Genomic DNA, 22,596 nt, shown 5'->3' on the forward strand with positions numbered 1-22,596 from the left:
ACGGCTCACGAACTCGTGAAAAACGCCGACGAGAATTGGCCGACCGCACCGGGGCATTTTTCGAGGTCATCGCCGTATGATCGGCCGGGAATCGGGATGATTCCCGCATATCTCCGACCGAATGAACCCTTGCCGGGTGCACCGAAATCGGTTAGACGAAACACTGTCTGAACACCCGTCGTATAAACTCCGCAATCAAGGCAGAGGGTTGGCGCCCGCGGTCCCAGGACCTGCCGTCAGGTGACGTACGGCAGGCCCCACTCACCCCCCTCGCGCTCCCTGACCCCGGCCCCCGCCTCTCTGACCTCCGTGAGCAGACAGCGCCGTCCGCCCCCGCCCCGCCCTCGCGCCACCGTGCCTGTCGAATGAGAGGCGACCCACCATGCCGCTGCAGGTTCCCCCGGCTCCCGCGCCCGCACTTCGCTCCGTCCTCACCGCACTCGGTTCACCCACCGCGGTCCGCGAGGCCCGAACGCCCTCCCTGCGCGCAGCCCAGGGACCCGCCACACCCGAACTCCCGCTGCCCGTACATGTGGTGGACGAGATCACCCCGGCGGGCGTGTCCGCGACGCGGCTGGCGGGCTGGCGCTTTCTGATCCACTGCGGGGAACGCGCGGTGGCCGCGGCCGAGACCCGGCTGACCCCCGACGGCTGGGCCTTCTCGCACTTCTTCGAGGGCCCGTACATCGCCTCCACCGAGCGCGCACTGCGCCAGGCCGAGACGATCCAACAGCCCTTCCAGCCGCGCCTGCTGTCGTTCCCCGGCCTCTACATGCTCACTCTCTGGCTGCACGGCGACTGCACCGCGGACGGCACCGCCGGTCACCCGGACGCCGCCGACATCCTCATCCCGCTGGCCCCTGCCCCGCCCGGCATCGCGTCCCACGTGCCGCACCGGGTCGCCGAACTGCTCCCGGTGCTCACCCATCGGGCGACCCCGACCCCGACTTCACTGCCGCCGCTGCCGCCACTGCTCGGCTCACCCGCCTGACGGCACGCCCCGCGAACACCTCCGTACCCCGTCGCCCTCTTCCGGGTAGCGGGGTACGCGGCTGAACGGCGGCGGGATTACGCTCGTATCGGACAACAGGAAACACACGCGAACCGTAAATAGCTCGCACGAGCGAGAATGCGCTCGAATGAGCCCCGCGCGGCACCCGGACCACCCTGACTAGCCCTATCCGACCACGGCGAACCATCCGAAGTGACCGTCGAGTTGGAATGAACCGCGGGCGCTCGGGATGCGTCATCAACCTGTAAGAAAGCGGTGCTGCGAAATCCCTGCGGATTGACGCCCGTGGGGCAACACTGGGTTCCGACCGACCTAATCAACGGGGGGCGGCCATGAACGAGTCTTCACGCCGCGAAACAGACACCACAGCCATCTCACACATCACGACAGAGCGAAAGATCCCATCCATGTGCCAGCACCAGCCATCGTGCCCCTCAGCCAGCTCCGCCGACCGGGAGTCCGCCCGTCTCGTGGCGCACCACCCGGAGCAGGGATGGAGCCTGCTGTGCAACGGTGTTCTGCTCTTCGAGGACACCGGTGAGCTCCTGCCGGACGGCCAGATCATCGCCCCGCACCGTCCGCACGGCACCGGCAAGGTGGTAACCGCCGCGTAATGCCTGCCGGCGGAGCACGCCGGAGAGGCCTGCACCACCGGGCGGCGCGACGGACGCCCGGCGTTCTTCCAGGGGCCGGTCGCAGACCCTGACTGCGAGCCGGCCCCCACATGTATTCAGGGACGGTCACTCAACGTAACGCCCCGGTCGCCCAGCCCCCTCGGCCTACTTCAACGCCTCCCGTAGCGCGAAGTACGCCGGCTTCGGCCGCAGCTCCTCGTCCCACGGCAGTGCCGCGCCCTGGCCCTCGAAGAACGCCGGGATCCAGCTGTACTTGTCCGTGTAGTCCCAGACGGTGATGCCGACGCAGCGACGCACCGCGAGGCAGGCGTCGGTCAGATCCGCGTACCACTCGGCCTGCTGGGCCAGCTTCTCCTCGGTCGCGGGCAGGATCATCCGGATGTCGACCTCGGTGAGCGCGGTGTCCAGGCCCAGCCTGGCGAAGCGGCGAAGGTTGTCCTCCAGGGTGGTCGGATAGCCGTACTGGAGCGCCAGATGGGCCTGCAGACCGATGCCGTCGAGCGGGACGCCCTGCGCCTTCAGCTCCTTGGCCAGGTGGTAGTAGGCGTCGCTCTTCGGGCCGATCCCCTCGATGTTGTAGTCGTTGAGGTAGAGCTTGACCCTGGGGTCGGCCTGACGGGCCCAGCGCAGGGCGTCGGCGATGTAGCCGGGGCCGAGGGTCTTGTAGAAGATCGTCTCGCGGTACGTCCCGTCCTCGTTGAACGCCTCGTTGACGACGTCCCAGGCGAACACCTTGCCCCGGTAGTGCCGTACCTCCTGCTGGATGTGGTTCTTCAGTACGGCCCGCAGCTCGTCCGCCGTCCACTCCTTACCGGTGAGCCAGCCGGGCAGCTGGCTGTGCCAGACGAGCGTGTGGCCGCGTACCTTCTGGTGGCCCGCGCGGGCGAGGTTCACGATCTCGTCGCCCTTGGTCCAGTCGAAGACGCCCTGCTGGGGCTCGGTGGCGTACCACTTCATGCCGTTGCCCGGCGTGATCTGGTCGAACTCGCTGCCCAGGAGGGCCTTGTACGGCTCGTCGACGAGCTCGGGGTTGTCGGTGGCGCTGCCGAAGTAGCGGCCGTGGCGCTGGGCGAGGTCGGCGAGCGTGGTCGGCTTCTCGTGCGCCTGGGCAGGCGCTCCGATGCCGATTCCGGCGGCCATCAGGGCGGCGGCGAGGGCTCCGACAAGTCTCAGACGGTTCTTGCGCATGGTGCGACTCCTCACGTGCGGATGTGTGGGCGAGCCGTACAAACCCCCGGCACGGGTCATCCCTTGGTGGCGCCGGCGGTGAGGCCGCCGACGAGCTGGCGCTCGGCGACCGAGTAGAAGGCGAGGGCGGGGACCATGGCCAGCACCAGGTAGGCGAAGACGCGGGCGTAGTCCGCGGAGTACTGGCCCTGGAACTGCTGGACGCCGATGGGCAGGGTCCACCAGGTGGAGTCGGTGAACACCAGCAGCGGCAGGAAGAAGTTGTTCCAGCTGGTGACGACGGCGAGGACCGACACCGTGCCGAGCGCGGGCCGTGCCATGGGCAGCAGGACTCGCCAGAAGAAGCCGAGCGGACCGCACCCGTCGAGCGTGGCCGCCTCCTCCAGCTCGCCCGGGATCTGCCGGAAGAACCCGCGCAGGATGATGATCGTCATCGGCAGCCCGAAGGCGGCCTGCGGCAGGATCACGCCCAGCGGGTTGTCGAGCAGGCCCATCGAGCGCAGCAGCAGGAACAGCGGCAGGGCCGCCACCGCGAAGGGGAACATCAGCCCCATCGTGAACAGGGTGAACAGCAACTCCCGTCCACGGAAGGCGAACCGGGCGAAGGAGTACGCGGAGAGGGCGGAGAGCGCGACGACGATGACGGTCGTGGCCACGGCGATCAGCGTGCTGTTGCCGAGCAGCCGCCAGAAGTCGCCGGAGCCGAGGATGCCGGTGTAGTTGCCGGCGACCCAGGGGGCGGGCAGCCCGACGGGGTTGCTGGAGAGCTGGTCGGTGGACTTGAAGCCGGAGAACAGGGCGTAGAGCAGGGGTACGGCCATCACCGCGCCGACGGCGACGAGGACCACGTGCAGGGGCAGGTTCCGTAGGGTCTTGCGGCTCACTTGCCGTCCCCCCTCATCGTGGTGGTGGCCCCTTCGAGGTCACGGCGGAGCACGAACCGCTGGTAGGCGAGGGCGAAGACGAGGCTGATGCCGAACATGGCCACGCTGATCGCGCTGGCGTAGCCGACCTGGTAGCGCTTGAAGCCGTACTGGAACATGGTCACGGCCATGGTTTCGGAGTGGTGGTCCGGGCCGCCCTGGGTGACCACCCACACCAGGTCGAACAGCTGGATCGACCCGATGACGGACAGGAAGACGCTGATGCGCAGGGTGGGCGCGAGCAGCGGCAGGGTGACGTTGCGGAAGCGCTGCCAGGGTCCGGCGCCGTCGATCAGCGCCGCCTCGGTCAACTCCCGTGGGATGGACTGGAGTCCGGCGAGGTAGAGCATCATGTGGAAGCCGAAGTACTTCCAGGTCATGACCAGGAACAGGGTGGCCATGACCATGGACGGGTCGGCGAACCACTCCCCGCCGATGCCGTCCAGGCCGATCCCGCCGAGGATCCGGTCGGCGAGTCCGTCGTCGGGGGCGAAGATCATGCTGAACAGGACGCCGGTGATGGCCTCGGACAGCACGTACGGCGCGAAGAACAGCATCCGGTAGACGGCCCGGCCGCGGATCTTCTGGTTGAGCGCGACGGCCAGGGCGAGCGCGAACGGCAGTTGGAGCACGAGGGACAGCGCGACCAGGACGAAGCAGCGCCACAGGTCGCCCAGGAAGACCGGGTCGTCGAAGAGCCGGGTGAAGTTGTCGGCGCCGATGTAGTCGGTCGGCATCCCGAAGCCGCCCCAGCGGAAGAAGGCGGCGTACAACGCGAAGAGGATCGGCAGCAGCACCAGCACGAGGAACAGCACCAGGGCGGGCACCTGGAAGCCGACCGCCGTGAGCCAGTGCAGCGCACGCCGCCGGGCCCGCCCCCGGGCCGCACCGGCGGACGGGGGCGGGGTGTCGACGTCGGGGCCGCCGGGGCCGGGCCGGTTGTCGGCGGACGGCAGGAACGTGGAGGCCATCGCCGGCTACTGCTCTTCCTTCGTGACCTGCGTGATCGACTCGGTGACCTGCTGGGGCGACTTGGACCCGGCGATGAGCGCGGCGACGCTGTCGTTGACCTCCTGGCCGACGGCGGGCGCGTACGCCTGGTCGAGATAGAGCTGGAAGCCGGTGGCGGCCTTCAACTGCGCCTGTACGGCCTTGATGTTGGGGTCGACGATGGCGCTCTCGGCCGCCGGGAGCACCGGGAGGATGCCGGTCTTCTTGACCAGTTCCAGATCCGTCGCCTCCGAGGCGAAGAACTTCAGGAAGTCGACGGCCGCTTGCGGGGCCCCGCTGCGCAGGGCGTGTCCGCCGCCCCCGCCGAACACCTCGGTGATCGCGCCCTTTCCGCCCTCGACCGCGGGGAACGGGAAGAAGCCGAGGTCGTCGCCGAGGCCCTTGCCGGCGTCCGCCTGGACGACCGGGGCCCACTGGCCCATGAGCTCCATCGCCGCCTTGCCGTTGCCGACGGCCGCGGCCTGGCCGGTGGGCGTGGAGTAGGCGGCGCCGAGGAAGCCCTTCTGGAAGGGCTGGAGGTCGACGAGTTCCTGGAGATGCTGACCGGCCTGCACGAAGGCGTCGCCGGTGAAGTCCTTGTCGTCGTACGCCTTCTGGAGGGCGGAGGCGCCCGCGGTGCGCATGGCGAGGTACGCCCAGTAGTACATGCCGGGCCACTTCTCCTTGCCCGCGAGGGCGAGCGGGGTGGTGCCCTCGGCCTTCAACTTCCGTACGGCGTCGAGGAATCCGCTCCAGGTGGTGGGCGGCTCGGCGACGCCCGCGTCCTTGAAGAGCGCCTTGTTGTACCAGAAACCGATCATGCCGATGTCGAACGGGATGCCGTACACCTTCTCGTCGAGGAGATACGGCTCCTTCGCGACCGGCAGCAGGCCGTCGGCGAAATCTTTCGTGCGGTCGGTGAGGTCCTCGACGAGACCGGCGTCGACCTGCTGCTTGAGGACGCCGCCGCCCCAGGTGTGGAAGATGTCGGGCAGCTTCCCGGAGGCGGTCAGAGCCGTCATCTTGGATTTGTAGGCGTCGTTCTCCAACTGGACGATCTTTATCTTCACCTTGGGGTTCTGGGCCTCGAACTTCTTGGCCAGCGCCGCCCAGACGCCCTTCGTCGGCTCGGTGGTGGAGATGTTCCACCACTCGATGGTGGTCGTGCCGTCCGACGACCCTCCGTCCGAGTCGCCGCCGCAGCCGCTCAGTGCCGTCATGCCCACACCGGCCGCGGCGGAGACCGCCAGGAAGCCGCGGCGGGACAGTCCCGGGTCGCCCATCATGCGCTCCTTGGGTACGGGACGGTCCGTCCTTGACCGTCCACTGGACCGAAAGTTTCGGAAGAGATCCAGAAAGCTTCGTTGCTGCCGCACCCTAGAGACAGCTGCCAAACGGTGGCAACCCCTTGTACGCGGTGAATCTGCCGCCAACCGTCACGGCATGGGCGGCTCTTGAGGGACGTACTCGAGCCGGTCGAAGGCCGCGCCGCCCTCGGTGACGTACATGCCGACCACCCGGCCGGTGAAGCCACCGGCAACCTGCGTGGACAGATAGCGGCCGTCGAGTTCGGCGAGCCGCACCCCTTCGACCGCGAGGCCGATCGTGTCGGGACCGCCGGCCCGGAGTCCGGGCTCGTCCTCGCCGGTCGGGGACACCGGCCGATCGGTGCGCATCTCGACCTATACGCCTCGTCCATGCGAACGGACAGTCCGGCGTGGCCCGTTCCGGGTTCCAGGCGAGCCGCGAACCGGCAGTCGGGGTGCTGCCGGCGGCGCCCGACGAAGGTGTGTCCCGGCCGGTCGAGGCTGTCGCCGGCGGCGTGCAGGGTGAGCCGGCCCGGCCGTTCGCTCAGCGACCACGAGCCGACCGGCCTACGGTGCGGGGAGATCGGTGCCGCCGTGGGAGAGGACGGGGTTGGCGGGGGCCGGTTCGTAGGGGCCGCGCGGGGAGCGGGGGCGGGCGACGGAGACGCTGTGACCGAGGGCCGTACCGCCCTCGGCGAGCACCAGGTACCACCAGTCGCCGACGCGATAGAGGTGCGGGGCCTCCGGATGCTGCTGGCCCGTCCCGGACCACACCTCGAAGGACCCTTCGAGCACCTTTCCGGTGGCCGGGTCGATGCGGGCCACCCTGACCCCGGCGGCGGCGCACCAGCAGTTGCCGTCGCCGTCCCAGGCGAGGTCGGGATCGATGCCGGGCAGGTCGATCCACACCGGGTCGACCAGGGGCCCTCCGGCCGCTCACTGCTGACCAGGAAGTTGCCGCCCGCACCAGGCCGATCGAAACATTCGGCCTCGATGGCGAACATTACGAAGCGGACTGTACGAGGATGCCCGGGCCGGGACAAGACCGGGCGCCGGGCATCGGGTTCGGGGAAGTGACGCGTCGGCTACGACCGCGGGCTAGAGCCCCACGTCGCGGCTGCTGATGTCCTCCAGGGACTCGCGGCGGATCAGGAGGCGGGCCCGGCCGTCGTCCACGGCGACGACCGGCGGGCGGCCGACCATGTTGTAGCCGGAGGCCATGGACAGGTGGTAGGCGCCGGCGACCGGGACGGCGAGCAGGTCTCCGGGGCGGATGTCCTCGGGGAGTTCGACGTCGGCGGCGACGATGTCGCCCGCCTCGCAGTGGCGGCCCACCACGGTGACCGGGGCCGGGGCGGCGGTGCTGTGCCGGCCGACCAGGCGGGGCGCGTACCGGACGCCGTACAGGGCGGGCCGGGGGTTGTCGCTCATGCCGCCGTCCACGGCGACGTAGGTGTGCGTGCCGGTGCGCTTGACGGCGAGGACGTGGTAGAGCGCGATCCCCGCCGGGCCGGCGATCGCCCGCCCGGGTTCGATGATGAGCCGGGGCACGGCGAGCCCCGCCGCCGCGCACGCCTCCACCAGCTCGGCACGCACCTTGCGGGCCAGGCTTGTGAGATCCAGGGCGAGTTCGCCGGGACGGTAGGCGATGCCGTGGCCACCGCCGAGGTCGAGTTCGGGCAGGACCAGGCCGTGCTGTTCCTTCAGCCGGGCCATGAGGCCGACGATGCGCCGCACGGCGGCGATGTAGGGCTTGATGCTGGTGATCTGCGAGCCCAAGTGGCAGTGCAGGCCGGTCAGTTCGAGCTGGGGCTGGTCCATTATCCGGGCGATGGCGTACTGCGCGTAGCCGTCGGAGATGGACAGGCCGAACTTCTGGTCCTCGGTGCCGGTGCGGATCTTCTCGTGGCCGCCGGCGCTGATGCCGGGCACGACGCGCACCATCACCTTCTGGTGACCGTCGGGCCCGACCGCCGCGGCCAGCCGGGCGATCTCCGACGGGCTGTCGATGACGATGCGTCCGACCCCGAGGCGCAGCGCGGTGTCCAGATCGCGCGGGGACTTGGCGTTGCCGTGCAGCACGATCTTCTCCGGCGGGAAGCCGGTGGTGACCGCGAGCTCCAGCTCACCGGCCGAGCAGACGTCCAGGCCGAGGCCCTCCTCGTCCACCCAGTGGACCATCGCCCGGCACAGAAACGCCTTGGCCGCGTACAGGATGTCGGCGTCGGGGAAGACCTGCCGGTAGGTGCGGCAGCGTTCGCGGACCTCGTCCTCGTCGATGACGTAGACGGGCGTACCGAACCGGTCGGCGACCTCGGCGAGCGGTACGCCGCCCACGGTGATCTCGCCCTCGCGGGGCTCGACGGCCGAGGCCGGCCACACCGAGAGCGCGTCGGCCGGGGCCGTCACCGCGGGTTCGTGAATGGTGGTCATCGTGCGGTTCCCCCTCAGCCGATCCACAGGGCAAGTGCCGAGACGAGCGCTGCCACGCCGGTCACGCGCAGCGCTCCGACCGCCTGGGGATCCCAGGCGCTCTGACGGAAACGGGGACCGGAGTGCTGCTGAGCGGGCTCCGCGGCGGACGGCGTGGTCACGGCCGGGGCGGGCGCGCAGAACTGGGGGTCCACCGTGACGGTGGTGACGCCGAGCGGTGCGGTCAGGGAGCGCAGGGCGGGCTCGGCGAGCCGGATCCAGGGCTGGTCGGGGCCGAGGGTGGCGGTCAGTTTCCGCTGCGAGGTGAACCCCACGGCGGTGCGGTCACCGATCGGTGTACGGAAGAGCCGGGCCGCGCAGGCGGCCTGTCCCGGCCGGACCGGTACGTACAGAGGGCCGGCCGGGAACCGTTCAGAGGGCTCCGGGTCTTCGTCGGACAGGGTGTCTGCCATGGGATTCCTCCGGGAGGATCCGAGATGGGTCGGGCAGGTTGTTTCACGGCCCCGGACGCGGGGAGGCGGACCGGGGCTTGCCACTGACGCTATGCCCGAGGACCCGGGGGTTCCGAGGGCTCATGACGCGATGCTGACGGCGATGCCCCGGACGCTGACGGGTTGCTGACACGAGGCCCGGCCGACCGGGGAGAACACCGTCAGAGGTGCGCCAAGAAGAGCGGCGAGGGCTGGCTGCGGGCTTGCGGCGGGGGTGTGATGGGAACGGCCCTTCGAGGGCTTCCCGCGACAACGAAGAACCGTGAAGAGAAGAAACGGTGGAGTCATGTCTGGTTCCGACGGCCCCGCGACGGCACGGGTCGTAGTGGGCGTGAGCGGCTCGCTGGGCAGCCTCGCCGCGCTGGCCCGGGCCGCGGACGAGGCGCGGCGCCGAGGCGCCGAGCTGTGGCCGGTGCTCGCCTGGCAGCCGCCGGGCGGGGAACTCGCCTCCCGGCGGGGTCCGGGGGCGAGCCTGCTGCTGGACGAGTGGCAGGAGATGGCACGCGAGCGGCTGGTCACCGTCCTTCAGGACGTCTTCGGTGCCTCCGGGCCCGGAGTGTGGATGCACGCCCTGGTCGCCCACGGCACCCCGGGTCTCGCCCTGGTGGAGATCGCCGACCGCGAGAACGACATCCTGGTCGTCGGCGCAGGCCGCCGCAGCCCCTGGCACCGCGCCTGCCACCGCTCGGTCACCCGCTACTGCCTCGCCCACGCCAGTTGCCCGGTCCTCGCGGTACCGCCGTCGCCGCTGGAGTCCGAGCTGGCGACGGCTCACCGGCGCAACGCCTGGCGATTGCGGTTGGACACCCGGCACCTGGTGTAGCAGGCAGAGCGAGCCGCTACGAAACCACCGCGGCCGGCACCTCCGGCTCCCCCGGCCGCCGCCCCTGCGCCATCCGCAGGCTCAGCACCATGGTGAGGCCGCCGCCAGGTGTGTCCTCCGCGTTGATCGTGCCGCCCATCGCCTCGGCGAAGCCGCGGGCGACCGCGAGGCCGAGGCCCACTCCGGCGCCGCGCGGGGAGTCGCCGTAGCGCTGGAAGGGCTCGAAGATGCGGTCCTTGGCCTCGTCCGGGACACCTCGCCCGCGGTCGACCACGCGTACCTCGACGCGGTCGCGGATGGCGCTTGCGGAGACCAGCACGGCCTTGTCCTGCGGGCTGTACTTGACGGCGTTCTCGACGACGTTGGCGACGACCCGCTCCAGCAGGCCCTTGTCCACGGCGACCATGGGCAGCGTCTCCGGGATGTCCAGCTCCACGCTGCCCTCCGGCACCCCGCCCAGCGCCATCGGCACGACCTCGTCGAGGTCGATCTCCCTGATCAGCGGTGTGACGGTGCCTGTCTGAAGGCGCGACATGTCCAGCAGGTTGCCGACGAGGAGGTCGAGCCGGTCGGCGCCCTCCTCGATCGCCTGGAGGAGTTCGGCCTCGTCCTCCTCGGACCAGGCCACGTCGTCGGACCGCAGCGAGGAGACCGAGGCCTTGATACCGGCGAGGGGCGTCCGCAGGTCGTGGCTGACGGCGGCCAGCAGGGCCGTGCGGATGCGGTTGCCCTCGGCCAGTTCCTTGGCCTGATCGGCCTCGCGCCTCAGGCGCTGGCGGTCCAGGACGACGGCGGACTGCGCGGCGAAGGCGGCCAGCACCCGGCGGTCCTCGGCGGGCAGCACCCGACCGGTCAGCGCCAGCGACATGTGGTCGCCGACCGGCACGTCCACGGCCGCGTCGTCGGGGTCCTGGCAGGGCTGGGGACCCACGCTGCCCGCGCAGGTCCACGGGGCGACATCGCTCTCCCGCTCCAGCAGCGCCACCGAATCCATACCGAACGTCTCACGGACGCGATCCAGCAGCGCCTCCAGGCTGGTCTCGCCGCGCAGCACGTTGCCGGCCAGGAAGGACAGGATCTCCGACTCGGCGCGCAGGCGGTTCGCCTGGTGGGTGCGGCGGGCCGCCAGGTCCACCACGGAGGCCACCGACACGGCCACGCCTATGAAGATGGCGATGGCGACGATGTTCTTCGGGTCGGCGATGGTCAGCGTGTGGACGGGCGGAGTGAAGAACCAGTTCAGCAGCAGGGAGCCGACCACCGCGGAGGCCAGGGCCGGCAGCAGCCCGCCGAGGAGCGCCGCGGCGACCGTCAGCGACAGGTACAGCAGCATGTCGTTGGCGAGGCCGACTTCGGGGGCGACGTGCGTCAGCAGCACGGTGAGGACGACCGGGCCGAGTACGGCGACCAGCCAGCCCCGGATGATCCGCGACCGGCCGAGGCGGGCGCTGCGGGGCACGGGCAGTCCGCGGCCCTTGCCCGCCTCGTCGTGGGTGATCAAGTGGACGTCGAGGTCGGGGCCCGAGTCGCGGGCCACCGTGGCGCCGACGCCGGGCCCGAAGACGTACTGCCAGCTCTTGCGGCGGGAGACGCCGAGCACGATCTGGGTGGCGTTCACCCCGCGTGCGAAGTCCAGCAGGGCCACGGGGATGTCGTCACCGACGACATGGTGGAAGGTGCCGCCGAGGTCCTCGACCAGACCGCGCTGGACGGCCAGTTCCTTCGGCGACGAGGACGTCAGGCCGTCGCTGCTGGCGATGTAGACGGCCAGCACCTCACCGCCGGCGCCCTTCTCCGCCAGCCGGGCGGCCCGACGGATCAGCGTCCGCCCCTCCGGGCCGCCGGTCAGGCCGACGACGATGCGCTCCCGCGATCCCCAGATCGTCGAGACCTCGTGCTCACTGCGGTACGCGTTCAGATACTCGTCGACCCGGTCGGCGACCCAGAGCAGGGCCAGCTCGCGCAGGGCGGTGAGGTTGCCGGGACGGAAGTAGTTCGACAGCGCCGCGTCGACCTTGTCCGACTTGTAGATGTTGCCGTGCGCCATCCGGCGGCGCAGCGCCTGGGGCGACATGTCGACCAGCTCGACCTGGTCGGCGCGGCGCACCACCTCGTCGGGCACGGTCTCCTGCTGCCGCACGCCGGTGATCGACTCGACGACGTCGCCCAGCGACTCCAGGTGCTGGATGTTGACGGTCGAAATCACGTCGATGCCGGCCGCCAGGAGTTCCTCCACGTCCTGCCAGCGCTTGGCGTTGCGGGAGCCGGGGATGTTGGTGTGGGCCAGCTCGTCCACCAGCGCCACCTTGGGCCGGCGGGCCAGGACGGCGTCGATGTCCATCTCGGTGAAGGAGGTGCCCCGGTACTCCAGCTCATTGCGATGGATCTGTTCCAGACCGTGCAGCATCACCTCGGTGCGCGGCCGGTCGTGGTGCTCCACGAACGCGACCACGCAGTCGGTGCCGCGTTCCACCCGCCGATGCGCCTCGGACAGCATCGCGTACGTCTTGCCGACGCCGGGTGCCGCACCGAGGTAGATCCGAAGTTTGCCGCGTGCCATGTTCACCCTTCGAAGCGGTAACCCATGCCGGGTTCGGTGATGAGATAACGGGGGTGCGAGGGGTCCGCTTCCAGTTTGCGGCGCAGCTGGGCCATGTAGACCCGCAGGTAGTTGGTCTTGCTGCTCTGAGAGACCCCCCAGACCTCCTGGAGCAGGTACTTCTGTGTGACGAGTCGGCCCGGGTTGGTGACCAGGATCTCCAGCAGATGCCATTCCGTCGGCGTGAGGCGCACGTCACGGCTGCCGCGGGCGACCTTCTTGGCGCGCAGGTCGATGACGAACTCGTCCGTCTCCACGACCGTCGTCTCGGGGGCGAGCGGGCTCTCCTCGGTACGGCGGACGGCCGCCCGCAGCCGGGCCATCAGCTCGTCCATGCTGAACGGCTTGGTGACGTAGTCGTCGGCGCCCGCGTCGAGGGCGGCGACCTTCTCGTCGGACGACTGGCGCGCCGACAGCACCAGGATCGGTACGCGGCTCCAGCCACGCAGTGCCTTGATGACGTCGACCCCGTCCATGTCGGGAAGTCCGAGGTCCAGCAGCACCACGTCGGGCTGACGGATGGCCGCCAGTCGCAGGGCGGTGGCCCCGTCGGGCGCCGCCTCCGCTCCGTAGCGGCGGGCCTGCATGTTGATCACGAGTGCCCGCACCAGCTGCGGGTCGTCCTCCACCACCAACACCCTGGTCATGGGTGTGTGCCATTCCTCTCGTACACGTCGGCCGCTGCGCGACCGGCTTCACGGCGACGGGAGTCGGCGGATCCGGATGTCTCCGGCCGCCGACTCCCGCTCGGTTCGGTTAACGCCATCAGCCCTTGGCCACGAGTTCCTTGAGCGCGATGTTGAGCTCCAGGACGTTCACACGGGGCTCCCCGATGAAGCCGAGCGTGCGTCCCTCGGTGTGCTCGTCGACCAGCTTCTGCACCTGGTCGACGGACAGCCCGTTCTTCTCGGCGATCCGGTGGACCTGGAGGTCGGCGTACTCCGGGGAGATGTCCGGGTCCAGGCCGGAGCCGGAGGACGTCACCGCTTCGGCGGGGACGTCGGACGGCTTGACCTTGTAGTCGGCGGTCGAGTTGTCCTTGACGACGGCGGCCTTGGCGTCCTTCACCCACTGGATGAGCTCTTCGTTGTCGCCGGACCGGTTGGTCGCGCCGGACAGGATGAGCTTGTACTGGGTGTTGACGCTGTTGCTGCCGAGGCCGTTCTGCGGGCGGCCCTGGAACCACTTCAGGTCGGGCGCCGGGGTGTCCTCGCCCTTCTTCAGCGGCAGGTTGTAGGACTGCCCGATCAGGGACGATCCGACGACCTTGCCGTCCGCCTTGATCTCGGAGCCGTTCGCCTTGTCGCTGAACAGCCCCTGCGCGATGCCGGTGACGACCAGCGGGTAGATGACACCGGTCACCAGGGTCAGCACGAGGAGGGCACGCAGGCCCGCCCCGAGCAACCGGACCGTGTTCGAAACGGAGTTGTTCATCACGATCAGCCGATTCCGGGGATGAGGGAGATGAGCAGGTCGATGATCTTGATGCCGATGAAGGGCGCGACCAGCCCGCCGAGACCGTAGACGGTCAGGTTGCGACGCAGCATCTTGTCGGCGCTCACCGGCCGGTACTGCACGCCCTTCAGGGACAGCGGCACCAGCGCGATGATGACCAGCGCGTTGAAGATGACCGCGGACAGGATCGCGGAGTCCGGCGAGGACAGGCCCATGACGTTGAGCTTGTCCAGGCCCGGGTAGACGGCCGCGAACAGCGCCGGGATGATCGCGAAGTACTTCGCGACGTCGTTGGCGATGGAGAACGTGGTCAGCGCACCGCGGGTGATCAGCAGCTGCTTGCCGATCTCGACGATCTCGATGAGCTTGGTCGGGTTGGAGTCGAGGTCGACCATGTTGCCGGCCTCCTTGGCGGCCGACGTCCCCGTGTTCATCGCCACGCCGACGTCCGCCTGCGCCAGGGCCGGGGCGTCGTTGGTGCCGTCACCGGTCATCGCGACCAGCTTGCCGCCGGCCTGCTCCCGCTTGATCAGCGCCATCTTGTCCTCGGGAGTCGCCTCCGCGAGGAAGTCGTCGACGCCCGCCTCCTCGGCGATCGCCTTGGCGGTCAGCGGGTTGTCACCCGTGATCATGACGGTCTTGATGCCCATGCGGCGCAGTTCCTCGAACCGCTCCCGCATACCGTCCTTGACGACGTCCTTGAGGTAAATGACGCCCAGGATGCGGGCGCCCCGGTCGTCCTCGACGGCGACCAGCAGCGGGGTGCCGCCGGCCTCGGAGATGCGGTTGGCCGCCGTGTCCGCGTCGTCGGCGACCGCGCCGCCCCGTTCCTGCACCCAGGCCATGACCGAACCCGCGGCGCCCTTGCGGACCTTGCGGGACACGCCGTCCTCGGTGAGGTCGACGCCGGACATCCGGGTCTGGGCGGTGAACGTGATCCACTCGGCGCCGACCAACTCGCCCTGGTGACGCTCGCGCAGGCCGTACTTCTCCTTCGCCAGGACGACGATGGAGCGTCCCTCCGGCGTCTCGTCGGCCAGCGACGACAGCTGCGCGGCGTCGGCGACCTCGGCCTCCGTCGTCCCGCTCACCGGCACGAACTCGGCGGCCTGGCGGTTGCCGAGCGTGATGGTGCCGGTCTTGTCGAGCAGCAGCGTGGACACGTCACCGGCGGCCTCGACCGCGCGGCCCGACATCGCCAGGACGTTGCGCTGGACCAGCCGGTCCATGCCCGCGATACCGATCGCGGAGAGCAGGGCGCCGATCGTGGTCGGGATGAGGCAGACCAGCAGGGCTACCAGCACGACCATCGTCAGATGCGTGCCCGCGTAGTCCGCGAGCGGCGGCAGCGTGGCGCAGGCCAGCAGGAAGACGATCGTCAGCGAGGCCAGCAGGATGTTGAGCGCGATCTCGTTCGGCGTCTTCTGCCGGGCCGCGCCCTCTACCAGGTTGATCATCCGGTCGATGAAGGTCTCGCCGGGCTTCGTCGTGATCTTGATGACGATACGGTCGGAGAGCACCTTCGTACCGCCGGTGACGGCCGAGCGGTCGCCGCCGGACTCCCGGATGACCGGGGCCGACTCACCGGTGATCGCCGACTCGTCGACGGAGGCCACACCCTCTATGACATCGCCGTCACCCGGGATGATGTCGCCGGCCTCGCAGACGACCATGTCGCCGATCTTCAGCTCGGTGCCGGGCACCTGCTCCTCGCGGTCGCCCACGAGACGCCGCGCCACCGTATCGGTCTTGGCCTTGCGCAGGGTGTCGGCCTGCGCCTTGCCGCGGCCCTCGGCGACGGCCTCCGCCAGGTTGGCGAAGATCACCGTCAGCCACAGCCAGGCGCTGATCGTCCAGCCGAACCAGTCGCCCGGGTCCTTGAAGGAGAAGACGGTGGTCAGGACGGAGCCGACCAGCACCACGAACATCACGGGGGACTTGACCATCACCCGCGGGTCGAGCTTGCGCAACGCGTCCGGCAGCGACTTGACCAGCTGCTGCGGATCGAAGAGGCCCGCGCCGACACGGCCCTCCGGGGACTTGTGCCCGGTGGGTACGTCGCTGTGCGGCGCCCGGGTCGGGGTGGCTGTGGACATGGAGTCCTCTTGCTTCTCGATACGAGTGGTCATCACGCCAGCCCCTCGGCCAGCGGACCCAGCGCCAGCGCCGGGAAGTACGTCAGACCGGTGATGATGAGGATCGTGCCGACCAGCAGACCCGTGTACAGGGGCTTGTCGGTGCGCAGGGTGCCCGCGGTCTCCGGGACCGGCTTCTGCTCGGCGAGCGAGCCGGCCAGCGCCAGCACGAACACCATCGGCAGGAAGCGGCCGAACAGCATGCACAGTCCGAGCGTGCTGTTGAACCACTGCGTGTCCGCGTTGAGTCCGGCGAAGGCCGAACCGTTGTTGTTGGAGGCGGACGTGTAGGCGTACAGGATCTCGGAGAATCCGTGCGCCCCGCTGTTGGTCATCGAGTCGGCCGGGGTCGGCAGGGCCATCGCGAACGCGGTGAAGACGAGCACCAGCGCCGGCGTGATCAGGATGTAGCAGGCCGCCAGCTTGATCTCGCGGGATCCGATCTTCTTGCCCAGGTACTCGGGCGTACGGCCGACCATCAGACCGGCGATGAACACCGCGATGATCGCCATGATCAGCATGCCGTAGAGGCCGGAGCCGGTACCGCCGGGCGCGATCTCGCCCAGCATCATGCCGAGCATGGTGATGCCGCCGCCGAGGCCGGTGAAGGAGGAGTGGAAGGAGTCCACCGCGCCGGTCGAGGTGAGCGTCGTCGACGTCGCGAAGATCGCCGAGGAGCCGACCCCGAAGCGGACCTCCTTTCCCTCGTACGCCCCGCCCGCGAGGTCGAACGCCGGGCCGTGGTGGTTGAACTCGGTCCACATCATCAGGGCGACGAAGCCGACCCAGATGGTGGCCATGGTGGCCAGGATCGCGTAGCCCTGCTTGACCGAGCCGACCATGACGCCGAACGTGCGGGTCAGCGAGAACGGGATCACCAGGATCAGGAAGATCTCGAAGAGGTTCGTGAACGGGGTGGGGTTCTCGAAGGGGTGGGAGCTGTTGGCGTTGAAGTAGCCGCCACCGTTGGTACCCAGCTCCTTGATGGCTTCCTGCGACGCCACCGCGCCGCCGTTCCACTGCTGCGAGCCGCCCATGAACTGGCCGACCTCGTGGATGCCGGAGAAGTTCTGGATGGCGCCGCAGGCGACCAGGACGACGGCGGCGACCGCGGCGCCCGGCAGCAGGATGCGGGTCACGCCACGCACCAGGTCGGACCAGAAGTTGCCGAGCTCACCGGTGCGCGAGCGCGCGAATCCGCGCACCAGCGCCACCGCGACGGCGATACCCACGGCCGCGGAGACGAAGTTCTGCACGGCCAGACCGGCGGTCTGCACGACGTGGCCCATGGCCTGCTCGCCGTAGTACGACTGCCAGTTGGTGTTGGTGACGAAGGACACTGCGGTGTTGAACGCCTGGTCCGAGTCGATCGCGGAGAAGCCGAGCGAACCGGGCAGCACGCCCTGGAGCCGCTGCAGCAGGTAGAGGAACAGGACACCGACCACGGAGAAGGCGAGGACGCCGCGCAGGTACGCGGTCCAGCGCATCTCGGTGTCGGGGTTGGCGCCGATGCCCTTGTAGATCCACTTCTCGACACGCCAGTGCTTGTCGGAGGAGTAGACCTTGGCCATGTAGTTGCCAAGCGGTTTGTAGGCGAGCGCCAGTGCCGCGATCAGGGCAAGCAGCTGGAGCACGCCGGCAAGTACGGGACCCATGTCTTGTCTCAGAACCTCTCCGGGAAGATCAGGGCGAGGACGAGATAGCCCAGCAGGGCGACGGCCACGACGAGGCCGACGATGTTCTCGGCGGTCACAGCTTGGTCACCCCCTTGGCGACGAAGGCCACCAGCGCGAAGGCCGCGATCGTGGTGACGACGAAGGCCAGATCGGCCATCGTGAGCTCCTGGAGTGAGGTTCGGTTGGACAGGGACGGTTAGAGGAAACAGCCTTCTTGGCCGGAATCGAGCGTCGTTGACGGCTCCCTTACGGCCCACTGCGCGCCTTTGACGGAACTCATACGGCGACACGATCACCGCAGGTGACAGACGCACCCGGGTCAGAACAAGCGGAACCTCAACCGGCAGATCACCGCGTCCGTCTCCTTGCGGACGGCATGCGCGACGACCGCGCCCCGCTGGTTCTGCAGCAGCCGCTGCCACAGCCGCTCCGGCTCCGTCTCCGGGATCAGGACCGTCACCCGGGTGGCCGGCTCGGAGGCCATGACCTCACGCACGTACGCGGCGATGGGACGGCCCAGGGAGCGCCGCTCGCTGCTGAGCCGGACGAGGGGCACACCGGGGTCCCACTCGGTCCAGGAACGCTCCAGGGCGTGCAGCGCGGCCCGGTCCTCGGGATCGGGGTGGCAGACGGTGACCGCTCGGACCTCGTCACCCAGGGAGGCGGCGGCGGTGAGGGCCTCCGAGGTGAGCCGGGTGAGCGAGGAGACGGGCACGATCACGACCGAGCGGTCGCGGTGCGGGTGCTCGGGGATGCGGCCGAGGCCGAGGCGCTCACCGATCCGGGTGTAGGCGCGGTGCACGGTCTCGAAGGCCATGACCAGCAGCGGCAGAGCGATCACGATCAGCCAGGCACCCTCCTCGAACTTCGTCGCGGTGACGACTACGGCCGAGACGCCGGTCAGCAGCCCGCCGAAGCCGTTCAGGAGCGCCTTGCCCCGCCACCCCCGCCCGCGCTCGATGCGCCAGTGCCGGACCATGCCGACCTGCGCGATGGTGAAGCCGACGAAGACGCCGATGGCGAAGAGCGGCACGAGGGTGTTGGTGTCGCCGCCCGAGAAGACGATCAGCGCGGTGGACACGGCCGCCAGCGCCAGCACGCCGTGCCGGTGCACCTGCCGGTCCGCCTTCAGCGCGAACGCGTGCGGCAGGTAGTTGTCGCGGGCGAGCAGCTTCAGCAGCACCGGAAGGCCGCCGAAGGAGGTGTTCGCGGACAGGGCCAGCAGGATCATCGTCGCGAACTGGATGACGTAGAACGCCCAGTTGTGGCCGAAGGAGGCGTCCGCGAGCTGGGCGAGGACGGTGACGCCCTCGACCGGCTGGAGATGGAAGCGCGAGATCAGCACCGACAGGCCGATCAGCATCACACCGAGGACGGCGCCGAGGGCGATCTCCGCGTGCTGGGCACGCTTGACGCGCGGGACGCGGAAGGAGGGGACGGCGTTGGCGATGGCCTCGACGCCGGTGAGGGCGGAGCAGCCGGAGGCGAAGGCCTTCAGCAGGAGCAGGGCGCCCACGGTGGTGGCGTTGTCGGAGAGGACCGAGGCGTGGCCCGCGGCGGCCTCGGTGCTCACCGGTTCGGACCGGAAGAGCCCGACGACTATCAGCACGAAGATCGAGCCGACGAATATGACGGTCGGTGCGATGAAGGCCTTCGCAGACTCGACGATGCCACGCAGGTTCACCGCGGTGATCAGCACGAGCACGGCCAGGCACAGCCAGAGCCGGTCGTCGTAGAGGGCCGGGAAGGCGGAGGTCAGGGCCGCCACACCGGCCGTGACGGCGACGGCCACGTTGAGGACGTAGTCCAGGACGAGCGAGCCCGCCGCGACCAGGCTCGTCCGCCTGCCCAGGTGGGTCTTGGCCACGGCGTAGGAACCGCCGCCGTCCGGGAAGGCCGCGATCACCTGCCGGTACGAGGCGACCAGCACCGCCAGCAGGGCGGCGATGGCGAGCGTGACCGGGAGCGTGAAACCGAGGCCGTGGGCGCCGGCCGCGGCGAGCACCAGGACGATCGCCTCGGGCCCGTAGGCCACCGACGCCATGGCGTCCAGGGAGAGGGCGGCAAGGCCCGTGACGGCGGTGAGCCGGTGCCGTTCGCCGGTATCCGGCGGTTCCTCGTCGGCGGGGGTCGCCCCGGGCTCGGTGGTCAGGACGGACATGGGATACGGCTCCTTCGTACGGACGAGCAGTCACGCGCGGGGATCCGCGCGCGACTGACCAAGGTTCTGTCCGGATCCCGCCGCTCCCGACCGTTCCTTGCGCGTTCTTCGCGCGTAAGCGACCGTCCTTGACGTCACTTTGATGTGGGTGTGACGCGCACAACGGGCGCGGTCCCGCTGCGGCCGCGTCAAGAACGGCGGTGCGCCCGTCAGAAACACATCAAGGTGCGTCATCCCGGGTCGCACGGTCCCTACGGTCGCCCGTATGGGACACCGCAACGAGACGGCGTACGACCGCCGTTGGGCACGCGATGTGATCGACTCGGTCCGCTGTGCGGCCGTACTCCTCGCTCTGCTGCTCTTGATCGACTGGGGCGCCGGGACCCTCACCGACGGGCGGGCTGCCCTGTGGATCACGCTTGCGGTGATGCTCTTCCTGGTGCTCTGCCCGGCGCGCGTCTCGGCCGGCGAGGGCTGGCTCGCCTCCCGCAGACTCCTGCGCACGCACCGCGTCCGCACCGATCTGCTGGTGTCGGTCGGCTGCCTCGACGGCGTCGGCCAACGCCTGGTTCTCCGGGACGCCTTCGGCGAGCGCGCCGAGCTCGACCCCCAGGTCCTCGTCAACAACCCCGATCTGTGGCACCGCCTGTACGAGGACACCCACACGTCCCTCGCCAGGGGGACGCTGATGTGCGGGGCGACCGCGCTGCGGGGGGTGGCGGAGCGGATCGACCGCGAGAACGCCGAGACGGTGTTCAGGGTCTCCGGCCTGGAGTAGTCAGCTGCACCGGTCGGCCGGGTGCGGCTGCACACCGGCGATCAGTATGTCCAGGCCGCGCCGCGTGGTCGCCAGCACCACCCGGTCCCCCGCCCGTAGCACCCGCCCCTGGGCCGGGCGCCAGTCGAACCCGGTGCGTCCGTCGAGGCGGAGGCCGGCCAGGGTGTCCGTCGCGGCGGAGGCCGGCCAGGGTGTCCGTCGCGGCGGAGGCCGGTGACGCCACGGCGGTTCCGACGGCCAGCACCCGCCACTCGTTCTTCCGAAACGCCGCGTGCACGGAGCGGCCCTCCAACTCCGGATGTCCCGCCACGTCCACGCAGGTGAACAGCAGCGAACCCCGCTCCACCGGCATCACACCGAGCACATGCCTCCCCATCATCGCGGCGACGAAGGACGGCGCGGCGAGCGCCGAGACGCTGCGGCTGCGGGTCAGCGCCGACGGGTAGGAGGCGCGCAGGGTGCGCTGGACGGTGGCGGCGAAGTCGTCGTCGTAAAGCCTCATCACCACGCGCACGCCCGGGTTGGCCTCGCGGGCCGCCATGACGATGTCGAGGTTCTCGCCGTCGTCGTGGGTGAGCACGAGCAGCGATCTGCTGTGCCGGATGCGGGCCTGGTCGAGGACGCCGGGTGTGGCGGCGTCCTCCAGCAGCAGCGGCACTCCGAGTTCGCGGGCGAGAGTGACGGCGCGCGCCGCGGGGTCCCGTTCGACGGCCACCACCTTGTGGTCGGTGGTGCACAGTTGGGCCAGCACCCGGGAGCCGATCTTGCCGAGGCCGACGATGACTATGTGGTCGGACAGGTCGCCAGCGGGCGGGTGGTTGACGGAGGCACTGCGAAACGCCTCGGTCGCGTTGACGGCGGCGGCGACCACGAGCGGCAGCACGGCGAGGCCGACCAGACCGGCGATGAGCTGGAGCCAGCGGCGCACGGCGCCCTCCTCCGTCGCCGGGTCGCCCATGGTGAAGATGTCGAGCAGGGGCAGGTACAGGCTCTTCCACCAGGGGTCCGGATGCGCGAAGAGCCAGGTGAACAGCGCGAGGAAGGCCACGATCGCCGCCAGCGCCCCGAAGACGGCCATCACCTCACGGGCGAGGAACACCTTCCAGGGCAGGTGCGCGATGCGCCGCCGGAGCCAGGCGCGCCGGACGGAGGATCCGCTCGTGCCGCGGGCCGCCGGGACCGGTGTGTGGTGGTGGGTCACCTCCTCCAGCACGAGACGGCCGTGGGTGAATTGCCGACGGTCCACCGTCACCGTGTCGGGCAGCAACTGGGTGCCGTCCTCGCCCGGTGTCTCCGCGCTGTCGTCGCCGGCCGGGTCGTCCTGGTGTGCGCCGGAGAGCACGGCCAGCGCGATCAGGTCGGTCGGGCGGGGCGGAGCTCCGGCCGGGCGTACGACGCCGCGGAACACCTTGCCCTCGATCTGGAGGGTGTGGCCGTGGCCGACGGCGGCGGCCGCGACCAGTTCCGGTACGGCGGTGTCGGCGTCCGACAGCACCGTGGTGGACATATCGAGCAGGGAGTCGTCGTCGATGCCCCCCGCGCGGGCCGCGCGGTCCAGCAGCAGCTCCAGATGGCGTCCGCGCTCGCGGTTGAACATACGGACGACCAGCCGTACGGACGGGTTGAGGCTGCGGGCGAGCAGCGCGGCCGTCATGTTGGTCCGGTCGTCGGCGTAGGTGAGGGCGAGCGCGGCGGCCCGCTCCACGCCGGCGGCCCGCAGGGTCTGCTCGTCCGGGCGCTTGGTCACCAGCAGCTCGACGGGCGATCGGGGGTCGCGGTGCAGCGCGGCGATCACCGCGCCGTACTCGTCGCGCCGCGACGGGAGTACGACGGTGACGGCCTCGCCGCACACGGCGTCCAGCTCGACGGCCAGCCGGTGCGCCAGTCCGTCGTCGCCGCAGACCACCATGTGCTGCGAGCGCCGGCCAAGTTCTCTGCGTAGGTGGAGAGTCGACTCCACATCAGCATTGAACGCCCTGGTGGGCGGGGG

The 22,596-nt window shown here is 69.9% G+C and carries 18 protein-coding genes and 1 pseudogene; 4 read left to right on the forward strand and 15 right to left on the reverse strand.

Annotated elements, in window-relative coordinates; all coding sequences use genetic code 11:
• Positions 1-382: 382 nt before the first annotated feature.
• Positions 383-991, forward strand: coding sequence for a hypothetical protein (locus tag BLU79_RS03840; protein ID WP_093904118.1), 609 nt, complete (start codon positions 383-385; stop codon positions 989-991).
• A gap of 428 nt (positions 992-1,419) precedes the next feature.
• Positions 1,420-1,626: a DUF5999 family protein gene (locus tag BLU79_RS03845; protein ID WP_177000843.1), complete on the forward strand. Its 207-nt coding sequence runs from the start codon at positions 1,420-1,422 to the stop codon at positions 1,624-1,626.
• 165 nt (positions 1,627-1,791) lie between these two features.
• On the opposite strand, the gene BLU79_RS03850 is transcribed toward BLU79_RS03845, so the two are convergent.
• The 7 genes and pseudogenes from BLU79_RS03850 to BLU79_RS03880 all read right to left on the reverse strand — a co-directional run bounded on the left by BLU79_RS03850 (position 1,792) and on the right by BLU79_RS03880 (position 8,940).
• Entirely contained in the window at positions 1,792-2,835 is a 1,044-nt protein-coding gene (locus BLU79_RS03850; protein WP_093904120.1) for an endo-1,4-beta-xylanase, read from the reverse strand.
• A gap of 56 nt (positions 2,836-2,891) precedes the next feature.
• The gene (locus BLU79_RS03855; RefSeq protein WP_256333138.1) at positions 2,892-3,656 is read right to left on the reverse strand and encodes a carbohydrate ABC transporter permease; all 765 of its coding nucleotides are present in this window, start codon (positions 3,654-3,656) and stop codon (positions 2,892-2,894) included.
• A gap of 59 nt (positions 3,657-3,715) precedes the next feature.
• Positions 3,716-4,729: a carbohydrate ABC transporter permease gene (locus BLU79_RS03860; RefSeq protein WP_093904122.1), complete on the reverse strand. Its 1,014-nt coding sequence runs from the start codon at positions 4,727-4,729 to the stop codon at positions 3,716-3,718.
• A gap of 6 nt (positions 4,730-4,735) precedes the next feature.
• Positions 4,736-6,031 carry an extracellular solute-binding protein gene (locus tag BLU79_RS03865; RefSeq protein WP_093904123.1) on the reverse strand — a complete coding sequence of 432 codons (1,296 nt, stop codon included), beginning with the start codon at positions 6,029-6,031 and terminating at the stop codon, positions 4,736-4,738.
• Positions 6,032-6,184: 153 nt separating this feature from the next.
• Positions 6,185-7,017: pseudogene (locus tag BLU79_RS03870) on the reverse strand (family 43 glycosylhydrolase); the annotation flags it as partial.
• Positions 7,018-7,153: 136 nt separating this feature from the next.
• A complete protein-coding gene (gene lysA, locus BLU79_RS03875; protein WP_093904124.1) occupies positions 7,154-8,488 on the reverse strand; it encodes a diaminopimelate decarboxylase in 1,335 nt (444 codons plus the stop codon).
• 14 nt (positions 8,489-8,502) lie between these two features.
• The gene (locus BLU79_RS03880) at positions 8,503-8,940 is read right to left on the reverse strand and encodes an SAV_915 family protein (protein WP_107489270.1); all 438 of its coding nucleotides are present in this window, start codon (positions 8,938-8,940) and stop codon (positions 8,503-8,505) included.
• A gap of 325 nt (positions 8,941-9,265) precedes the next feature.
• On the opposite strand from BLU79_RS03880, the gene BLU79_RS03885 reads away from it, so the two are divergent.
• Positions 9,266-9,802: a universal stress protein gene (locus tag BLU79_RS03885; RefSeq protein WP_093904125.1), complete on the forward strand. Its 537-nt coding sequence runs from the start codon at positions 9,266-9,268 to the stop codon at positions 9,800-9,802.
• 16 nt (positions 9,803-9,818) lie between these two features.
• Here the strand turns inward: BLU79_RS03885 and BLU79_RS03890 are convergent, their stop codons facing one another.
• The 7 genes from BLU79_RS03890 to BLU79_RS03920 all read right to left on the reverse strand — a co-directional run bounded on the left by BLU79_RS03890 (position 9,819) and on the right by BLU79_RS03920 (position 19,828).
• A complete protein-coding gene (locus BLU79_RS03890) occupies positions 9,819-12,362 on the reverse strand; it encodes a sensor histidine kinase (protein ID WP_093904126.1) in 2,544 nt (847 codons plus the stop codon).
• A 2-nt stretch (positions 12,363-12,364) separates the two neighbouring features.
• Positions 12,365-13,048, reverse strand: a complete 684-nt coding sequence (locus BLU79_RS03895; protein WP_093904127.1) for a response regulator — start codon at positions 13,046-13,048, stop codon at positions 12,365-12,367.
• A 118-nt stretch (positions 13,049-13,166) separates the two neighbouring features.
• Positions 13,167-13,835, reverse strand: coding sequence for a potassium-transporting ATPase subunit C (locus tag BLU79_RS03900; RefSeq protein WP_093904220.1), 669 nt, complete (start codon positions 13,833-13,835; stop codon positions 13,167-13,169).
• 5 nt (positions 13,836-13,840) lie between these two features.
• On the reverse strand, positions 13,841-15,985 hold the full coding sequence (kdpB, locus tag BLU79_RS03905; RefSeq protein ID WP_177000844.1) for a potassium-transporting ATPase subunit KdpB: 2,145 nt from the start codon (positions 15,983-15,985) through the stop codon (positions 13,841-13,843).
• Positions 15,985-17,646, reverse strand: a complete 1,662-nt coding sequence (gene kdpA / locus BLU79_RS03910; RefSeq protein WP_093904128.1) for a potassium-transporting ATPase subunit KdpA — start codon at positions 17,644-17,646, stop codon at positions 15,985-15,987. The genes kdpB and kdpA overlap by 1 nt, the downstream gene beginning before the upstream one ends.
• Positions 17,647-17,654: 8 nt before the next feature.
• Positions 17,655-17,744 carry a K(+)-transporting ATPase subunit F gene (gene kdpF / locus BLU79_RS03915; RefSeq protein ID WP_016434100.1) on the reverse strand — a complete coding sequence of 30 codons (90 nt, stop codon included), beginning with the start codon at positions 17,742-17,744 and terminating at the stop codon, positions 17,655-17,657.
• 242 nt (positions 17,745-17,986) lie between these two features.
• Entirely contained in the window at positions 17,987-19,828 is a 1,842-nt protein-coding gene (locus BLU79_RS03920) for an APC family permease (protein WP_093904129.1), read from the reverse strand.
• Positions 19,829-20,093: 265 nt separating this feature from the next.
• Here BLU79_RS03920 and BLU79_RS03925 point away from each other — a divergent pair, with 265 nt between their 5' ends.
• A complete protein-coding gene (locus BLU79_RS03925) occupies positions 20,094-20,606 on the forward strand; it encodes a hypothetical protein (protein WP_093904130.1) in 513 nt (170 codons plus the stop codon).
• Here the strand turns inward: BLU79_RS03925 and BLU79_RS03930 are convergent.
• Positions 20,584-22,566 carry an NAD-binding protein gene (locus BLU79_RS03930; RefSeq protein ID WP_256333123.1) on the reverse strand — a complete coding sequence of 661 codons (1,983 nt, stop codon included), beginning with the start codon at positions 22,564-22,566 and terminating at the stop codon, positions 20,584-20,586. The two genes, BLU79_RS03925 and BLU79_RS03930, sit on opposite strands and share 23 nt — an antisense overlap.
• Between the last annotated feature and the right edge of the window lie 30 nt (positions 22,567-22,596).

Origin of the sequence: Streptomyces sp. cf386 (assembly GCF_900103585.1) — a bacterium.
Taxonomy (GTDB): domain Bacteria; phylum Actinomycetota; class Actinomycetes; order Streptomycetales; family Streptomycetaceae; genus Streptomyces.